The sequence below is a fragment of the Mesorhizobium sp. L103C131B0 genome (genome assembly GCF_000502275.1).
GTDB lineage: Bacteria > Pseudomonadota > Alphaproteobacteria > Rhizobiales > Rhizobiaceae > Mesorhizobium.
In genome coordinates this window covers 233,128-246,599 of record NZ_AYXC01000004.1, presented here as the reverse complement: position 1 = coordinate 246,599, position 13,472 = coordinate 233,128, and the positions used below count along the sequence as shown (strand labels likewise).

Annotated in this window: 15 protein-coding genes; 9 read left to right on the top strand and 6 right to left on the bottom strand. The window is 62.5% G+C overall.

The annotated features are described in order from the left end of the window. Window positions 1-133: 133 nt before the first annotated feature. Window positions 134-541, bottom strand: a complete 408-nt coding sequence (locus X730_RS153895; protein WP_023745497.1) for a hypothetical protein — start codon at window positions 539-541, stop codon at window positions 134-136. Between the two features lie 162 nt (window positions 542-703). On the opposite strand from X730_RS153895, the gene X730_RS153900 reads away from it, so the two are divergent. Next, a complete protein-coding gene (locus X730_RS153900; RefSeq protein ID WP_023682928.1) occupies window positions 704-1,138 on the top strand; it encodes a MarR family winged helix-turn-helix transcriptional regulator in 435 nt (144 codons plus the stop codon). Between the two features lie 21 nt (window positions 1,139-1,159). Here X730_RS153900 and X730_RS153905 read toward each other — a convergent pair whose 3' ends face one another. Further along, the gene (locus tag X730_RS153905; RefSeq protein ID WP_023682927.1) at window positions 1,160-3,226 is read right to left on the bottom strand and encodes an EAL domain-containing protein; all 2,067 of its coding nucleotides are present in this window, start codon (window positions 3,224-3,226) and stop codon (window positions 1,160-1,162) included. A gap of 310 nt (window positions 3,227-3,536) precedes the next feature. Here X730_RS153905 and X730_RS153910 point away from each other — a divergent pair, with 310 nt between their 5' ends. Together X730_RS153910 and tdh are read left to right on the top strand one after the other, a co-directional pair. Then, on the top strand, window positions 3,537-4,724 hold the full coding sequence (locus X730_RS153910) for a glycine C-acetyltransferase (protein WP_023826120.1): 1,188 nt from the start codon (window positions 3,537-3,539) through the stop codon (window positions 4,722-4,724). A 258-nt stretch (window positions 4,725-4,982) separates the two neighbouring features. Beyond that, window positions 4,983-6,017, top strand: coding sequence for an L-threonine 3-dehydrogenase (gene tdh, locus X730_RS153915; protein WP_023672918.1), 1,035 nt, complete (start codon window positions 4,983-4,985; stop codon window positions 6,015-6,017). Between the two features lie 140 nt (window positions 6,018-6,157). On the opposite strand, the gene X730_RS153920 is transcribed toward tdh, so the two are convergent. After that, on the bottom strand, window positions 6,158-6,592 hold the full coding sequence (locus tag X730_RS153920) for a MarR family transcriptional regulator (RefSeq protein WP_023826119.1): 435 nt from the start codon (window positions 6,590-6,592) through the stop codon (window positions 6,158-6,160). A 124-nt stretch (window positions 6,593-6,716) separates the two neighbouring features. Here X730_RS153920 and hmgA point away from each other — a divergent pair, with 124 nt between their 5' ends. From hmgA to X730_RS153945, 5 genes are read left to right on the top strand one after another with little or no spacing between them, the layout of a single operon-like run. Next, entirely contained in the window at window positions 6,717-8,030 is a 1,314-nt protein-coding gene (hmgA, locus tag X730_RS153925) for a homogentisate 1,2-dioxygenase (RefSeq protein WP_023826118.1), read from the top strand. 10 nt (window positions 8,031-8,040) lie between these two features. Further along, window positions 8,041-8,928 (top strand): MBL fold metallo-hydrolase, encoded by an 888-nt coding sequence (locus X730_RS153930; RefSeq protein ID WP_023826117.1) that lies wholly within the window; start codon window positions 8,041-8,043, stop codon window positions 8,926-8,928. Beyond that, window positions 8,925-9,938, top strand: a complete 1,014-nt coding sequence (locus X730_RS153935) for a fumarylacetoacetate hydrolase family protein (protein ID WP_023826116.1) — start codon at window positions 8,925-8,927, stop codon at window positions 9,936-9,938. The genes X730_RS153930 and X730_RS153935 overlap by 4 nt, the downstream gene beginning before the upstream one ends. Before the next feature lie 14 nt (window positions 9,939-9,952). Then, window positions 9,953-10,249: a hypothetical protein gene (locus X730_RS153940; RefSeq protein ID WP_023826115.1), complete on the top strand. Its 297-nt coding sequence runs from the start codon at window positions 9,953-9,955 to the stop codon at window positions 10,247-10,249. Beyond that, window positions 10,246-10,782 carry a DinB family protein gene (locus X730_RS153945; RefSeq protein WP_023826114.1) on the top strand — a complete coding sequence of 179 codons (537 nt, stop codon included), beginning with the start codon at window positions 10,246-10,248 and terminating at the stop codon, window positions 10,780-10,782. The genes X730_RS153940 and X730_RS153945 overlap by 4 nt, the downstream gene beginning before the upstream one ends. Before the next feature lie 3 nt (window positions 10,783-10,785). Here the strand turns inward: X730_RS153945 and X730_RS153950 are convergent, their stop codons facing one another. Continuing rightward, the gene (locus tag X730_RS153950; RefSeq protein WP_023702307.1) at window positions 10,786-11,010 is read right to left on the bottom strand and encodes a type II toxin-antitoxin system prevent-host-death family antitoxin; all 225 of its coding nucleotides are present in this window, start codon (window positions 11,008-11,010) and stop codon (window positions 10,786-10,788) included. A gap of 65 nt (window positions 11,011-11,075) precedes the next feature. Continuing rightward, window positions 11,076-12,191 carry a 4-hydroxyphenylpyruvate dioxygenase gene (hppD, locus tag X730_RS153955; RefSeq protein ID WP_023826113.1) on the bottom strand — a complete coding sequence of 372 codons (1,116 nt, stop codon included), beginning with the start codon at window positions 12,189-12,191 and terminating at the stop codon, window positions 11,076-11,078. A 139-nt stretch (window positions 12,192-12,330) separates the two neighbouring features. Between hppD and X730_RS153960 the strand changes: the two genes are divergently transcribed. Then, window positions 12,331-12,798: an Lrp/AsnC family transcriptional regulator gene (locus X730_RS153960; RefSeq protein WP_023826112.1), complete on the top strand. Its 468-nt coding sequence runs from the start codon at window positions 12,331-12,333 to the stop codon at window positions 12,796-12,798. A 224-nt stretch (window positions 12,799-13,022) separates the two neighbouring features. Here the strand turns inward: X730_RS153960 and X730_RS153965 are convergent, their stop codons facing one another. Then, window positions 13,023-13,361 (bottom strand): TIGR01244 family sulfur transferase, encoded by a 339-nt coding sequence (locus X730_RS153965; RefSeq protein ID WP_023672907.1) that lies wholly within the window; start codon window positions 13,359-13,361, stop codon window positions 13,023-13,025. Window positions 13,362-13,472 lie beyond the last annotated feature (111 nt).

Here is a 13,472-nt window from a genome sequence, read left to right as displayed (position 1 = left end):
CGCAGCCAAACCTCTGTGCGGAGAGCCACCTTGCACATCCGTCCGAACTGCGCGCCGCGTACGCCACCAGCCGAGAGCCAGGCGACGCACGATGCGGAATGCTTTTCAACCGGGAGGCAACGCGCGGCAGGGCTCAAATCATCCTGGCCGTCGCCATGCAAAGTACGGTGAGTACCAGAAGCCAGGCGGCGATGCGCTCGCCGCGGGCCATTTTGGTGCGCAGCGCCGCTTCCGTTGCGGCGTCCGCGCCGGCAAGCTGCCGGCTTGTCTTGCGGACGACGACGCTGAGAACGCCGGCAGCGGCGAAGGCGGCCAGGATGCCCAGCGCCAGCACCATTTCCATCGAGCCGAAATAGGCGCCGTGGAAGAAATACCAGAGCAGGGCGCCGGTCACGAACACCATGCCGGCCGAGCCCATTTGCGGTCCGATAAAGCGCTCCGCCCTGATCTCGGGGTCGCGGGCAAGCGTGATGGTGGTGCCGGCCCAGAACACACCGGCCATGACGTGAAGGCCGATAACGACGATGTAGACATATTGCATGACCGCTTCCTCCTTGCCCGCCGCCCGTCCTCGGATCCCTGTCGAATGCAGGATGATACGAACTGGGTAGATCGACACGCATGATAGTTAGGTATCAAATGGTTCGATGTCAATGTATAATGCCGCGTTCCATCGCTCGGCGCCTTGTTCTACTGTCGGCGCATGACTCCCTTTGACCGTCCGCCAATCGGCATGAATCTCGCGCGCACCTCCAAGCTGGTGGCGCAGGCCTTTGACGCCGCTTTGGTCGAGGCCGGCGGCACGCTGCCGGTGTGGCTGACCTTGCTTTCGGTCAAGTCGAGCGAGCTTGCCAACCAACGCGAACTTGCCGGCATGATCGGCATCCAGGGCGCCACGCTCACCCACCATCTCAACGCCATGGAGGCGCAAGGCTTGCTGACGCGCCGCCGCGATCCGGACAACCGCCGGGTTCATCTGGTCGAACTGACGCAGGCGGGCGAAACGATGTTCCTGAAGCTGCGGGCGGCGGCTCTCATCTTCGACAAGCGGCTGCGCGCGGGATTGCCGGACGACAGGCTGGCGGAGTTCGCCGAGGTGCTGGCGGCATTGCGGGCGAATGTCGCGCCGGCCAAATGACCGGCACCGGTGGGCAATAGTCTAGGCTAAATTGCCCTGAAGCACCTTCAGCTTGGCTTTCTTCGGGCTGCGCGCCAGCAGCCATTCGCGCGCTTTGTCCTGCGGCATCGGGAAGGCGATGGAATAGCCCTGCACCTGATCGCAGCCGATTGCCATCAGCGAATCGAGCTCGGCTTCGGTTTCCGCGCCCTCGGCGACGATCGAAATGCCGAGACCGCGCGCCAGCTCGGTGATGGCGCGCACGATCTTGGTGTTGTCGCCATTCTCGTTGATGTTCTGGACGAAGCGGCGGTCGATCTTCAGCCGGTCGATCTCGTTGGGATTGACATGGCTGAGCGAGGCGTAGCCGGTGCCGAAATCGTCGAGCTCAAGATGGACGCCGGCAGCGCGGATGTGGCGCAGCTTCGCCGCGATGCCCGTCTTCTCGTCGTCGAGAATGACGGATTCGACGATTTCCAGCGACAGTTTCTGCGGAGCAAGGCCCGCCTTTTCCAGCGTCGCGAACAGGAAGCGGTCGAAGTCGGGTTCGCGCAGCTCGGTGCCGGACACGTTGACGGCAAGCCGGCCGAAAGCGATGCCGGCGCGATCCCATTCGGCTGCTTGCTCGATTGCCTTGGTAAAGACGATGCGGCCGATCTCGGGCATGAAGCCGCATTTTTCGGCGACCGGAATGAACTCGCCCGGCGCAATCATGCCGCGCTCGGCATGCTTCCAGCGCACCAGCGCCTCGATGCCGCTGATGGCGCCGTTGCTCAGCGACACCTGCGGCTGGAAATAGACCTGGAAGGCGTTCTCCGAAATCGCGACCTTGATGTCGTGCTCGAGCTGCTTGCGGTAGTCTAGCTCGCGCCTGAGTTCCTCGGAGAAGAACGAGAAGCTGCCGCCGCCGAGCTTCTTGGCGGAATAGAGCGCGAGGTCGGCGTGGACGAGGAGATCCTCGGCATTGTCGGCGTCGATCGGATAGACGGCAATGCCGGCGCTGGCCCCTGGAAGGATGGTCGTGCCCTGGAAGGTAATCGGCTCGTTGATCTCCTCCAGGATGCGCCGGGCCAGCATGTTGATGTCCTCGGGGCCGCCGGCACCATTGAGGATCATCACGAATTCGTCGCCGCCAAGGCGGGCGCACAGATCCGACGCACGGCAGGAATCGCGCATGCGCTGCGCGGTGACGACCAGAACATAGTCGCCGGCGGCGTGGCCGAGCGTGTCGTTGATCTGCTTGAACCGGTCGAGGTCGAGCTGGATCACCGCCAGCCTCTCACGCCGGCGATGCGCGCCCTTGATCAGCGTTTCGAAGTGATCGGTCAGGAAGGTGCGGTTGTGCAGGCCGGTCAGCCCGTCATGTACGGCGATGAAGGCCATCGAGTTGCGGGCATCGACAAGCTCATGGGTCTTGCGCAGGATCGCCTTCGACATCGGCCGGAAGATGAAAAGCGCCACCAGCACGATGACGCCGATGGTGGCGTAGAACAAGGTGCGATGGAGATCGAGGAGCTTTTCCGACCGCTCGTCTGCGAATGCGGCGATGCGTTGGCCGAGCGCGGCATAACCCGACAGCGTCGCATTGGCGACGGAAGCATCGAGATTGACGCGCTCGCCGCCGCCCTTGTAGGCGGCATTGCCGGAGAGCTGGGATTCGAAGGACGAGATCAGCCTTTCGCCATTGGCGACCAGCCCGACCGAGAAATAGTCGAGGTGGAACGGCTTGCCGTAAAGGACGCTCTCGATCGACTTTGGGTCGGACAATGCCGGCGACAGCGGGTCGGCTCCCGTCTGTTTGAGGAGCAGGTCGTAGTTCGCCTCGAACTCGGCGGTCGCCTGTTTCAGCGCGGCAACCAGGGCCGGCTGCTTGTCACGCGCGGCGGAGCCGGTTGCGCTGGTCAAAAAGACGATGCGCTGCGACAGCGCCTTCTGGGTGCTGACGATGTCGAGCAGAGTATGGTTGTGCTGTTGCGCCGCCATCATCTGCTGCAGCAGGATGAAGGAGGCCATCACCATGGCGGCGATGATCAGCAGCGCCAGCCAGTAGCCGCTCTTGATCAACAGGATGAGTTTGCCCGAGACGGTTTGCGCCGGCTGCTGCGACATATTCTAGGTGACCCCTCGGTCGAACTGATTCTGCCACCGATTCGTGGCGAGAAGACCATTGGCTTGAAAGGGTTAACAGGTCTGGAAGCCGGCGGAACTGTTGCTTCGGCAGTAAACGAAAGCTGCCGAGATGGTTATCATGTTCTTTCGCGGCATGGCCGTATTCGCGTGCCTGCTACTCCAGCATGCGGGCCATGCGATCGGGTCGCGCCAGGGTTGAGCCCGCCGTGCCACCGAAACGGTCGCTTTTGCGATGGATTTTTAGTGCGCGTAGCGCGACAGTCGCGCCAATCTCAACAGGACCTGATCCATGAGCGCGGCATTCCTCTCCCATATCGACAACGAACTGCAAGGGCTGAAATCCGCCGGGCTCTACAAATCCGAGCGGGTGATCACCTCGACCCAGTCGGCTGAGATCGAAGTCGGCGGCGACAAGGTGCTGAATTTCTGCGCCAACAACTATCTCGGCCTCGCCGACAGCTCAGAATTGCGCGATGCAGCCAAAGGCGCGCTGGACCGCTACGGTTACGGCATGGCCTCGGTGCGCTTCATCTGCGGCACGCAGGAAGAGCACAAGCAGCTTGAATCAACGATTTCATCATTCCTCGGCATGGACGACACCATCCTCTACGGCTCCTGCTTCGACGCCAATGGCGGCCTGTTCGAGACACTGCTCGGCGAGGAGGATGCGATCATTTCCGATGCGCTGAACCATGCCTCGATCATCGACGGTGTGCGGCTGTCGAAGGCCAAGCGTTTCCGCTACGCCAACAACGACATGGCCGATCTCGAAGCCCGGCTGAAGGAGGCGAAAGACTGCCGCTTCCGCCTGATCGCCACCGACGGTGTGTTCTCCATGGATGGCATCATCGCCAATCTTAAAGGCGTCTGCGACCTCGCGGAAAAATACGACGCCATGGTCATGGTCGACGACAGCCATGCCGTCGGCTTCGTCGGCAAAAACGGCCGCGGCTCGGCCGAACATTGCGGCGTCGGGGGCAGGGTGGACATCATCACCGGCACGCTCGGCAAGGCGCTGGGCGGCGCCTCGGGCGGCTACACCTCGGGCAAAGGTCAGGTGGTCGACTGGCTGCGCCAGCGCTCGCGGCCCTATCTCTTCTCCAACACGCTGATGCCGGCGATCGCCGGCGCCTCGATCAAGGTGTTCGAGCTGATCCGAAATGGCGACGCCCTGCGCCAGCGCCTCTATGCCAATGCGGCGCGCTTCCGGTCCGAGATGGGCAAGCTCGGCTTCACGTTGGCCGGCGCCGATCACCCGATCATCCCGGTGATGCTGGGCGATGCCAGCCTGGCGCAGGAAATGGCGGCGCGCATGCTGAAGCGCGGCATCTATGTCATCGGCTTTTCGTTCCCGGTGGTGCCGAAAGGCCAGGCGCGCATCCGCACCCAGATGTCGGCGGCGCATTCCACCGCCGACATCGACCGCGCCGTGGCAGCATTCGCGGCGGTCGGCAAGGAACTGGGCGTGATTGGCTGAGAGTTTTACCCTCCCCCTTTGTGGGGAGGGTCGACTTTCGACCGCCTGCGAAGCAAGCGGGCGGGAGGCGGGGTGGGGGTCTGCAGGGTCACGACCTCCGCCAGTTTTTGACCCCCACCCNGACTTTCGACCGCTTGCGAAGCAAGCGGGCGGGAGGCGGGGTGGGGGTCTGCAGGGTCACGACCTCCGCCAGTTTTTGACCCCCACCCGGCCCTTCGGGCCACCCTCCCCACAAGGGGGAGGGTAAGGAGTTGTAGCATGTCGAACATGATGAAGGCGCTGGTGAAGGCCAAGGCTGAACCGGGCATCTGGATGGAAGAGGTGCCGGTGCCGGAGATCGGCCCTAACGACGTGCTGATCAAGGTCAAGAAGACGGCGATCTGCGGCACCGACGTCCACATCTACAATTGGGACCAGTGGGCGCAGAAGACCGTGCCGGTGCCGATGGTGACCGGCCATGAATTCGTCGGCACGGTGGCCGATTTCGGCGCTGCGGTCACCGAATACAAGGTCGGCCAGCGTGTCTCCGGCGAAGGTCACATCGTCTGCGGCCATTGCCGCAATTGCCGCGCCGGCAGGGGGCATCTCTGCCGTAACACGCTCGGCGTCGGCGTCAACCGCCCCGGCGCCTTCGGCGAATATCTGGCGATCCCGCAGCACAATGTCGTGCCGATCCCCGACGATGTGCCCGACGAGATCGCCGCGATTTTCGATCCCTTGGGCAATGCCGTCCACACCGCTCTGTCCTTCGACCTGGTCGGTGAAGACGTTCTGGTCACCGGCGCCGGGCCGATCGGCATCATGGGCGCGCTCGTTGCCCAATGTGTGGGGGCGCGAAAAGTCGTCATCACCGACATCAACCCGGTGCGGCTGGCGCTGGCCAAAAAGCTCGGCGTCCAGCATGTCGTCGATGCCTCGAAGGAAAAACTGCGCGACGTTATGCCGGCGCTGGGCATGACCGAGGGTTTTGACGTCGGCCTCGAAATGTCGGGCGCCGCGCCCGCCTTTCGCGACATGATCGACACCATGAACAATGGCGGCAAGATCGCCATTCTGGGCATCGCGCCGACCGGCTTCGAAATCGACTGGAACAAGGTCATCTTCAAGATGCTGCACTTGAAGGGCATCTACGGCCGCGAAATGTTCGAGACCTGGTACAAGATGATCGCCCTGGTGCAGGGGCCGCTGGATGTGTCGGGTCTGATTACGCACCGCATTGGGATCGACGATTTCCAGACGGGGTTTGACGCGATGCGGAGCGGCAGTTCGGGCAAGGTGGTGATGGATTGGTGAGGCGCAGAGGCACGTTCTAGCTGGAGAAGCCGGCGGGACAGCACCCCCCTCTGGCCTGCCGGCCATCTCCCCCGCAAGGAGGGAGATTGGCAGCTTTGNGGACAGAGGGGGGTGTGAAGGATCACGGCGGAGCAGATTCTTTATTCACCCAACGCTCCCTCCAGCGCCGCCACGCCGCTCACAATCGCTGTCCGCTCCTCTGTGCTCAGCCTCTCCAGCAACTCCCGTTCAAACGCCTTCGCCAGCGGCACCATTTCGCCATAGGCCGCCAGCCCCGCCTTTGTCAGCGCCAGATGCTCCACGCGCCGATCATTCTCGTCAGTTGTGCGTACCAGCCAGCGCCTTCGCTCCAGTTCCCCCACCGCGCGCGACACCTTTGTCTTGTGCATGGCCGACTGCTCGCCAAGCGCTGTCGCCGTCATGGTGCCGCGCTGTCCGAGCCCTGACAGCGTGCGCCATTCCGGCCGCGTCAGGCCGTGGCGGGCGCGGTAGATTTTTGAAAATTCGCGGCTGACGGCGTCGGCCAGCCGGTAGAGCCGATAGGGCAGGAAATTTTCGAGTTCGAGGGTTTCCATATGCGCACCGTGGATGCGGCATCAGCCGTTGATAGTTACATTTTCGATGGTTACAAATGAAACCAGTTTGGTCAACATCGCCGGCAGGCCGCGCTTCGCGGCGGTCGGGATCAGGGAGGATCGGATGGAATTTTCCTACATGCCGGGCTTCGGCAATGATTTTGAGACCGAAACGCTGCCCGGCTCGCTGCCGCAAGGGCGCAATTCCCCGCAGCGGCCGGCTTACGGACTTTATGCCGAGCAGCTCTCGGGCTCGCCCTTCACCGCCCCGCGCGGCACCAATGAGCGTTCCTGGCTCTACCGCATCCGGCCGAGCGTAAAACACACCGGCCGCTTCAAGGCAGCGAGCTATCCCTTGTGGAAGACAGCACCCAATGTCGGCGACCACGAACTGGCGCTCGGGCAGTATCGCTGGAACCCGGTGCCGATGCCGAGTGAGCCGACCGACTTCATCGCCGGCATGCGCACCATCACCACTGCCGGAGATGTGCTGGGCCAAAGCGGCATGGCCGCGCATGTCTATGTCGCCAACCGATCGATGGTCGACGATCATTTCTTCAATGCCGATGGCGAGTTGCTGATCGTCCCCCAGGTCGGCGCCTTGCGCTTCGTCACCGAGATGGGTGTCATCGAGCTGCGACCCGGTGAGATCGCCGTTTTGCCGCGCGGGCTGGTGTTCAAGGTCGAGCTCATCGACGAGGAAGTGCGCGGCTATGTCTGCGAGAACTACGGCGCCAAGCTGACGCTGCCCGACCGCGGCCCGATCGGCGCCAACTGCCTGGCCAATCCGCGCGATTTCAAGACGCCTTGCGCCTGGTTCGAGGAGAAGGAAACGCCGTGCCGGCTGACGGTGAAATGGTGCGGCAATTTCCATGTCACCGAGATCGGCCATTCGCCGCTCGATGTCGTCGCCTGGCACGGCAATTATGCGCCCTACAAATATGATCTGGCGACGTTTTCTCCGGTCGGCGCCATCCTGTTCGACCATCCCGATCCGTCGATCTTCACCGTGCTGACGGCGCCGAGCGGCGAGGAGGGCACCGCCAACATCGACTTCGTCATCTTCCCGCCGCGCTGGCTGGTGGCGGAGGATACGTTCCGCCCGCCCTGGTACCACCGAAACATCATGAGCGAGTTCATGGGCCTGATCCACGGCCAGTACGACGCCAAGGAAGAAGGTTTTGTCCCGGGCGGCATCAGCCTGCACAATCTGATGCTGGCCCACGGCCCAGACGCGCCTGGCTTCGAAAAGGCCTCGCGCTCGGAGCTGAAACCGGTCAAGCTCGACAACACCATGGCCTTCATGTTCGAGACCCGATTCCCGCAAATGCTCACCCGCTACGGCGCCGAGCTTGAAACGAGGCAGGACAATTACATCGATTGCTGGACCGATCTGAAGAAGCGTTTCAACGGCACGCCGGAGGGCGACTGGTCTTGAGATCAGCCCAATGAACGACCGGCTGGTGCTTCTCGGCTCCAAGGGCGGCCCGGCGCTGCGGCCGGGCGGGCCGTGGCCGAGTTCGTCGCTGCTGGAGCTTGGCGGGCGAACAATCGTCGTCGATTGCGGGCTCGGCGTCACGCGAGGTCTGGTCGATTCCGCCGTCAGCCTGAAGGCGCTCGACCTGATCTTCGTCACCCACCTGCATTCCGACCATGTGCTGGAACTGGGTCCGTTGCTCCACACCGCCTGGACCGCCGGCCTCGCCAGCCCGGTGACGCTGTTCGGACCACCCGGCACCGGCCAATACTGGCGCCGCTTCTGCCAGGCGATGGAGTTCGACATTGAAATTCGCATCGTCGATGAGGGCAGGCCGGACATTCGCGAAATGGCTTCGATCGTGGAATTCGGCGATGGCGAGATTTTTGCGCAGCGCGGCCTGAAGGTTTCGGCACTGCGCGTCGACCATCCGCCGGTGACCGACTGTTTCGCGCTGCGCTTCGAGCATGGTGCGAATAGCGTCGTGTTCTCGGCCGACACAGCCTTCTTTCCGCCACTCGCAGGCTTTGCCCGAAATGCCGACATTCTCGTCCATGAGGCCATGCTGGAAGAAGGCATCGAGCGGCTGGTCGCCAGGACCGGCAATGGCGCGCGGCTGAAAGAGCATCTGCTTGCCAGCCACTCATTTGCCGAGCAGGCAGGCCGCATCGCCAGCGATGCCGGGGTGAAGAGGCTGGTGCTCAACCACCTCATTCCGGCCGATGATCCCGAGATCGGCGAGGCCGACTGGGAGGCTGCTGTCAGGAAATCGTGGGTGGGTGACTTGACGATTGCCCGCGACGGCCTTGTTGTGAACTTAGACGGCGCCAAAGCCGCATCAGGAGAGGAAACCGCATGAAGCTTGCCACATTGAGGGACGGGACGCGCGACGGAAAGCTTGTCGTCGTCTCGCGCGACCTGACGCGCTTCACCGACGCCTCGTTCCTGGCGCGCACGCTGCAGGCCGCACTCGACGACTGGCAGCGGATTTCGCCGCACCTGGCGACGATCGCCGAATCGCTGGAGAACAATGCGGTGCCGTCGGCACGCTTCCATGAGCATGACGCCCAATCGCCGCTGCCGCGCGCCTATCAATGGGCCGATGGTTCAGCCTATGTGAACCATGTCGAGCTGGTGCGCAAAGCTCGCGGCGCCGAGATGCCGGCAAGCTTCTGGACCGATCCGCTGATCTACCAGGGCGGCTCGGATTCCTTTATCGCGCCGCGCGATCCGATCCGCGCGGCGGACGAAGCCTTCGGCATCGACATGGAGGCGGAAGTCGCCGTCATCGTCGACGACGTGCCGATGGGCGCCAGCCTCGACCAGGCGCGCGCCGCCATCCGGCTGGTCATGCTGGTCAATGATGTGACGCTGCGCGCGCTCACCGGACCCGAACTCGCCAAGGGGTTTGGCTTCTTCCAGTCGAAGCCGTCCTCGGCCTTTTCGCCGGTCGCGGTGACGCCGGACGAGCTCGGCGACGCCTGGGATGGCGGCAAGGTCAACCTGCCTCTGCTCGCCGACGTCAACGGCAAGCCGTTCGGCCGTGCCAATGCCGGCGTCGACATGACCTTCGACTTCCCGGCGCTGATTGCCCATGCCGCAAAGACACGGCCGCTGGTTGCCGGCACCATCATCGGCTCCGGCACCGTCTCCAACAAGCTGGATGGCGGGCCGGGCAAACCGGTGGCGGCCGGCGGCGCCGGCTATTCCTGCATCGCTGAACTGCGCATGATCGAGACCATTGAGTCTGGCGAGCCCAAGACGCCGTTCCTGCGCTTTGCCGATACGGTGCGTATCGAGATGAAGAATAAAAGCGGAAACTCGATCTTCGGCGCCATCGAGCAGAAGGTCGAGAAGTCCCAGGCATAAGAGGGGACAATGCAATGACGGGCGAGGCGTTCTACCTGCTGGCCGGCGTCTGGGCGTTGGCCATTCTGATGGTCTTCATCCAGGCGATCCGGCTGAGCTACCGCATCGAGGCGCGCTCGCCCGATCTGACCAACCGCAGCGGCTACCCGCGCAAGGCGATGATGTTCCACACCATCACCAACACCAATGTGGCGCGCGATGCGGAAACGCAGGCCATGCGCCGGCGCATGAACCGGCTGCTGCTGATCGTCGTCGCCGGTTTCGTGGTCATGGCGGCTGGCATTGGCCTGATCAGACGAATGAACGCGTGACCCTGCTCGAGCATTTCAGCCGCATGGCCGGCAACAATCTCTGGTCGAACGACCGGCTCTATCGGGCCGTGCTGCAGCTAAAGCCCGGCGAATTCGAAGCCGAGCGCACAAGCTTCTTCCCGTCGATCAAGGCGACGCTCAACCACATCCTCGCGGTCGATCATCTCTATCTCGATTTTCTCGAAGAAGGCGGCGTCGGTGCGGCCGCTTATGACGACTACGTGCCGTTCGATGTGCCGCAGGCGCTGTTTGCCGCCCAGGTCGCAGCAGATCGACGCCTGATCGCCTTTTGCGAGAAGCTGTCGGAGGCGGATCTCGACTGTCAGGTCATCACGGACCGGCGCGAGGACGGCATGATCCCCGAAAAGATCGGCGACATTCTCGCCCATGTCTTCCTGCACGACATCCACCATCGGGGCCAGGTTCACGCGATGCTCTCGGGCAGCTCGGTCGCGCCGCCGCAGCTGGACGAGTTTTTGCTCGATTATGATTTGAAGGTGAGGAAGGAAGAGGTCGAGCGGCTGGGCCTCTGACCTTTATCTGGTGTACTCGTTCCATTCAGGGCCGAGTTTGTCGAAATCGTCAGAAATCCAAATCTTGCCCTTCAGGGCACCTATGCGCGACAACAAGTCTTCTCGAACTGGTGCCACGAGCCGCGCCGCGATCTTGCCGTGACGAGTGATGACTATCTCCTCGCCGGCTTCCGCGCGGCCGACGAGTTCCGATAGTTTGGCCTTTGCTTCGGTTATGGAGACGTTCACGGCTCGACCTCTTGTGATCGGAACTTAGATTAAAGCCGATCGAGCCGCAAACGAGCTTACGGTTTTCACGCCGCCTTGCCATCGACCTTGATCACGCCGCGCTTGATCTGGTCCTGCTCGATCGACTCGAACAGCGCGCGGAAATTGCCTTCGCCAAAACCTTCGTCGCCCTTCCTCTGGATAAATTCGAAGAAGATCGGGCCGATCACGGTTTTGGAGAATATCTGCAGCAGGATCTTGGTCATGCCGCCGTCGACCACGCCTTCGCCGTCGATCAGGATGCCGTGCTTCTTCATCCGCTCGATCGGCTCGTCATGCCCGTTCACCCTGTTGTACGACATGTCGTAGTAGGTCTCCGGCGGACCGGGCATGAACTTCAGCCCGTTGTCGGCAAGCTTGTCGGTGGCGGCGTAGATGTCGTCGGTGCCGACAGCGATATGCTGGATGCCTTCGCCATTGTACTTCTTCAGATACTCGGCGATCTGGCTGGTGTCGTCCTTGGACTCGTTCAGCGGGATACGGATCTTGCCGCAGGGCGAGGTGATGGCGCGGCTGACGAGGCCGGTGATCTTGCCGTCGATGTCGAAGAAATGGATCTGCTTGAAGCCGAACAATTCGCGATAAAAGTCCCACCATTTGTCCATCTGGCCGCGATAGACATTGTGGGTGAGGTGGTCGAGGAAATAGAAGCCGACGCCTTGGGGCCGCGGGTCGCGTTCGCCCAGCCACTCGAACTCGGCATCATAGGCCGAGCCCTTCTTGCCATAGGCTTCGATGAAATAGAGCAGTGAGCCGCCAATGCCGACAATGGCCGGCACGTCGAGCGCCTTGTCGTTGCCGTCGTAGGGCGTGGCGCCTTTCGATACCGCATGCTCGAACGCATGCTTTGCATCGACCACGCGCCAGGCCATCGAGGCGGCGCAGGGGCCGTGCTTGTCGACGAATTTCATCGCATGCGAGCCGGGCTCGGCATTGACGACATAGTTGATGTCGCCCTGGCGCCAGATGGTGATGTCCTTCGTGCGGTGCTTGGCCACCGCGACATAGCCCATGCGGGTGAACAGCTCGGCGAGCTTCTGCGGCTCCGCATGGGCGAACTCGACGAACTCGAAACCGTCGGTGCCGGCGGGGTTTTCCTTGCTGATCTTTGCGGGCGGGGCGTCGTGCGGGAAGGGACCCATGGCATTCCTCCAAACGGATGGTGGCCGCATCGGACCACGAGATGACGCATGATAGTGCGAAGCGACCGCACGGTGCTTGCATTCAAACGCTTGAGATGATCATCTCGTGCGTAATTCATGCATGATTGGGGATAAATCCATGGATGACGCGCGCATAGACCAATTCGACCGCAAGATAATGGCTCTCTTGCAGGGCGACGCGCGGCTCACCAACAACGATCTCTCGGAGCGCGTGAACCTGTCGGCATCGCAATGCTCACGCCGCCGCCAGCGGCTGGAGGAAGACGGCTACATCAAGGGCTATCGCGCCGTGCTCGACCGCGACAAGCTCGGCTTCTCGCTGGTCAACGTCATCTCGGTGACGCTCGCCACCCATAACCGCGACAATGCCAGGCGCTTCGGCGAATTGCTGGCGCGGCTGCCGGAGGTGCAGGAGGCGCACGCGCTGACCGGCGAGATGGATTATATCTTGAAGGTGGTGACGCCCGATCTCAAATCATTGTCGGAATTCGTCAACGGCGTGCTGTTGCCGCACGACTCCGTGCAGCATGTAAAGACGGCGATCGTGCTGGAGACGCTGAAGGAGACCGGGGCGCTGCCGATCTAGTTTGAGAGAGTTTCAGTTGATACGTCGGCGGGACAGCACCCCCCTCTGGCCTGCCGGCCATCTCCCCCGCAAGGAGGGAGATCAGCAGCTTTGTCGATAGCGCTCATCCTGCAACGTCGGCGATTGGCGAAAAGCGAAGGCGACATCCGATCTCCCCCCTTGCGGGGGAGATGATGTCCGGCAGGACAGAGGGGGGTGTGAGGGATCGCCAGCGCCTCAGATGCTCACCCCTTGGACTGCTGAATCAGCCCGTAGAGATTGGTGCAGCGCGCGCCCGAGCGGCAATAAGCAAACACCGGGCCTTCGAGCGCGTCGAGCGCTTCGGCCTGATCTTCGACATTCTCGGCTGTGATCTGGCCGCTGATTACCGGGATGTAGCGGAAGGCCAGCCCCGCGGCTTCGACCGCCGCCTTGACGCTGTCGGCCGAAGGCTGGTCGGGCTGCTCGTCATCCGGCCGGTTGCAGATCACGCTCTTGAAACCGGCTTCCTTGATGGCGGCGGCATCTTCGGGCTGGATCTGGCCCGAGACCGAATAGTCCTCGCTGATTTCTCGATATTCCATGGCTCTCATCCTCTCAACCTGGTTTGGCGCGAAGTCTTGCCACTCTCACACGAGGTCGGCAATCCGCGCCGGAAAGAAATACCTCGGCGCAGATAGACATTTGCGGCCCAA

What these genes read in the sequence shown, in the direction of transcription:
- X730_RS153895 (WP_023745497.1), bottom strand. Translation starts at nt 541, where the DNA reads ATGCAATATGTCTACATCGTCGTTATCGGCCTTCACGTCATGGCCGGT.
- X730_RS153900 (WP_023682928.1), top strand. Translation starts at nt 704, where the DNA reads ATGACTCCCTTTGACCGTCCGCCAATCGGCATGAATCTCGCGCGCACC.
- X730_RS153905 (WP_023682927.1), bottom strand. Translation starts at nt 3,226, where the DNA reads ATGTCGCAGCAGCCGGCGCAAACCGTCTCGGGCAAACTCATCCTGTTG.
- X730_RS153910 (WP_023826120.1), top strand. Translation starts at nt 3,537, where the DNA reads ATGAGCGCGGCATTCCTCTCCCATATCGACAACGAACTGCAAGGGCTG.
- tdh (WP_023672918.1), top strand. Translation starts at nt 4,983, where the DNA reads ATGTCGAACATGATGAAGGCGCTGGTGAAGGCCAAGGCTGAACCGGGC.
- X730_RS153920 (WP_023826119.1), bottom strand. Translation starts at nt 6,592, where the DNA reads ATGGAAACCCTCGAACTCGAAAATTTCCTGCCCTATCGGCTCTACCGG.
- hmgA (WP_023826118.1), top strand. Translation starts at nt 6,717, where the DNA reads ATGGAATTTTCCTACATGCCGGGCTTCGGCAATGATTTTGAGACCGAA.
- X730_RS153930 (WP_023826117.1), top strand. Translation starts at nt 8,041, where the DNA reads ATGAACGACCGGCTGGTGCTTCTCGGCTCCAAGGGCGGCCCGGCGCTG.
- X730_RS153935 (WP_023826116.1), top strand. Translation starts at nt 8,925, where the DNA reads ATGAAGCTTGCCACATTGAGGGACGGGACGCGCGACGGAAAGCTTGTC.
- X730_RS153940 (WP_023826115.1), top strand. Translation starts at nt 9,953, where the DNA reads ATGACGGGCGAGGCGTTCTACCTGCTGGCCGGCGTCTGGGCGTTGGCC.
- hppD (WP_023826113.1), bottom strand. Translation starts at nt 12,191, where the DNA reads ATGGGTCCCTTCCCGCACGACGCCCCGCCCGCAAAGATCAGCAAGGAA.
- X730_RS153960 (WP_023826112.1), top strand. Translation starts at nt 12,331, where the DNA reads ATGGATGACGCGCGCATAGACCAATTCGACCGCAAGATAATGGCTCTC.
- X730_RS153965 (WP_023672907.1), bottom strand. Translation starts at nt 13,361, where the DNA reads ATGGAATATCGAGAAATCAGCGAGGACTATTCGGTCTCGGGCCAGATC.